The sequence below is a fragment of the Porphyromonas bennonis DSM 23058 = JCM 16335 genome (genome assembly GCF_000375645.1).
GTDB classification, from domain to species: Bacteria; Bacteroidota; Bacteroidia; order Bacteroidales; family Porphyromonadaceae; genus Porphyromonas_A; species Porphyromonas_A bennonis.
The window spans coordinates 1-2,376 of the sequence record NZ_AQWR01000078.1 but is presented as its reverse complement, the minus strand read 5'-3'; the positions used below and the strand labels follow the sequence as shown (position 1 = coordinate 2,376).

The 2,376-nt window shown below is 47.2% G+C and carries 2 protein-coding genes and 1 pseudogene; 2 read left to right on the top strand and 1 reads right to left on the bottom strand.

Annotated features, from left to right (window positions below):
- The coding region (locus B088_RS08835) for a transposase family protein (RefSeq protein ID WP_018107927.1) at positions 1-302 on the bottom strand (302 nt) is incomplete at its 3' end.
- 397 nt (positions 303-699) lie between these two features.
- On the opposite strand from B088_RS08835, the gene B088_RS08100 reads away from it, so the two are divergent.
- Positions 700-1,758: an IS110 family RNA-guided transposase gene (locus B088_RS08100; RefSeq protein ID WP_018107926.1), complete on the top strand. Its 1,059-nt coding sequence runs from the start codon at positions 700-702 to the stop codon at positions 1,756-1,758.
- Between the two features lie 38 nt (positions 1,759-1,796).
- Positions 1,797-2,206 (top strand): annotated as a pseudogene (locus tag B088_RS08530) (relaxase); the annotation flags it as partial.
- Between the last annotated feature and the right edge of the window lie 170 nt (positions 2,207-2,376).

The window sequence follows — 2,376 nt, the reverse complement described above, 5'->3', positions numbered from 1 at the left end:
ACCTCTAGGAGCCAGGACTTAAATGCATTGTGGAACATAATCGGCGATAGGGTCTGGAAGACGGCGCAGAACACGTCGTGTGAAGGTGTGTACCTCCTGAGCACCTTTCCCGAAATCTTGAAATACAGTTTCCTCAAGTCCTTCTGATGGATCTCGGCATAGTCCTCCATCGCATGCCACGAAGTTTNGTTGCACATCATTGTGCAAAAAGCCACAAGCAAAAGGTAATCAATGGGATAAACCAAATGATTCCCTTTCCTAAACTCAGGAATGAGCGAGATGACCGAGAGCAAATTATTCATACCCAATAACGCTTAAAAAGAGAGACAAACGATTGATTATCAGATATAAAGGTACTAATAATTCGCTGGTTACGCAAGCTTAATGCCCTGATTTCCAGATATTTTTCTCGTTTTTATTCAGGAAGATCTCAGGCAAATCCAAAAACGTCAGCCCTGCAGGTGCTCCTGACAGCAGGGTTAGTATCGTATCTTTGTTGTATGAAGAGCGGCACTAACCGACTGAGAGGATGGTAAACCATTTGTTTAGCAGGGATTGAAAAATCCATTCCGGGCTATGGACCTCCTCTCGGTCAAGCTGTTAAAAGCCAAATAAATAGATAGGAAGAACCTAATTACAGCTTTTGCCTAAAACAGCTTTTGTCGCTTAGTACCGCTCAAACTAAAAGCATTCAAAGTTATGAAGAAAACTCTATTTGTCGGCATTGACTTTGCCAAAGCGAATTTTGTCGCTTCTGCTCTTCTTGGTGAGGATCAGCATCCGGTTTGTCTGCCCAAGTCCTTCTCCAATGATGACAAGGGTGCTAAGGCACTCGTATCGTGGATCGTAAAGCTCCTTCCTGAGACGTGCTCACTCTCCGATGTGCTGGTCTGCGGGGAGCATACCGGGAGCTATAGTCTCCTCCTGCCACGGAGGCTTTTTGACGCCGGGATCGACTGCTGGCTTGAGAACGCCATCTGTATCAAGAACGGCTCCGGCAGGATCGTCCGAGAGAAGTCTGACTCGGCGGACGCGACCATGATCGCCGAGTATGCAAGGACTTTCTATCAGAAGAGGGTCAGACTCTTTGTCCCCGAAAGTCCGGTTCTCTCAGAGCTCAGGGAGTGCAATGACATCAGACGACGTCTCGTGAAGGAGCAAGCCGGACTGATGTGCAAGAAACATGATGCCGAAGTCCGTCTCAAGGCCAAGCCAGGCAGCAAGGCCATCGTGATGAATATAAAAATCCTGGACAGACAATTGGCTTACATCAAAGAGCAGATCGCCAAAGTAGACCGACAAATGTACAGCCTCATAAGGTCTGAAAAGAAGCTCTCCAGGATCTATGACATCATCGTCAGCATCAATGGTGTGGGACCGGTAACTGCTATCGCTTTGATTGTCCTCACGAGCGGCTTTACGACATTCGGCTCCAAGAGGTCTCTAGCCTGTTTTCTCGGCATAGCACCCTTCAGAAGCGAGTCCGGCACGTCCATACAAAACGGCTCCCATAGGAGCAGGCAGGCTGACTCCTACTACTCCGGACTTCTGTATATGGTCGCCGTCTCAGCCATGATTTGGAATCCTGAGATCGCCCTCTACAGGGAAAGGCTGCTCAAAAAGGGCAAGCCGAAGCTGATCATCATCAATAACATTAAGAATAAGCTGATCACTATAATATGGGCTATGGTGAAGAACGACACCTTATATGATCCCGATCACCACCTCAAAGTAGCTCAAGAGTATCAGACCGCATAAAATCTCTACCTAAAAAGTTTGGTGGTTAGCATAAATAGCTACAAGAGCTCTCAAAGTTGGATATGGCAAAAGGAAATATCAAAGAGCAGGTAGCATTTATAGCTCGTTCTGTTCTGAAGCATTATCGCTTCTGTTCGCTGGGAGAACTCAATGCCATTCTTTCCCACTACAATCTTGCCGTGGAAGAAGTCAAAACAGGGTTTCGAGGGAAGAAGTACGATGGACTGGTCTATGTACCGACTGATGATAAAGGCGATAAGGTAAGTACACCATCCATGCCTCGGAGATAGGTCGTGGTGTGGGCTATACAGCCGTGCAAAATAGGATGCAACAATCTAAGCAAGCTATCAAGCCACTGATACCAGCCGTAAGGGAGAAAGTCTTACAAGTAATGCGTACTTCTCCCCAAACAGAGGAAGCACTGCGACATCGATTGGAAAAACACGGTTAATTCGCATTTTGATGTGCTGGGACGGGGAGTAAAAAGAGATTACCTTTGTTGAGGGGAGGGATTCAAGAGAAATGGAGGGCGATGCGGTAGAGAAAGAAGTCGGTGTTTCTGGCTCCGTAGTTGACGCTGATGAAGCGCTGGAGGTTTTGGTTGAGAGCCTCCGCCTT